This is a genomic window from Peribacillus sp. N1 (genome assembly GCF_054600815.1).
In genome coordinates, this window is sequence record NZ_BAAHZO010000068.1 from 1 (window position 1) to 248 (window position 248).

The window sequence follows — 248 nt, forward strand, 5'->3', positions numbered from 1 at the left end:
TCCTAAAGAGTAACGGAGGCGCCCAAAGGTACCCTCAGAATGGTTGGAAATCATTCGAAGAGTGAAAAGGCACAAGGGAGCTTGACTGCGAGACCTACAAGACGAGCAGGGACGAAAGTCGGGCTTAGTGATCCGGTGGTTCCGCATGGAAGGGCAATCGCTCAACGGATAAAAGCTACCCCGGGGATAACAGGATTATCTCCACCAAGAGTCCACATCGACGGGGAGGTTTGGCACCTCGATGTCGG

At 53.6% G+C, this 248-nt stretch carries 1 rRNA gene; it reads left to right on the forward strand.

Annotated features, from left to right (window positions below):
• Positions 1–248: ribosomal RNA gene (locus ACYP5M_RS26645) — 23S ribosomal RNA — on the forward strand; the annotation flags it as partial.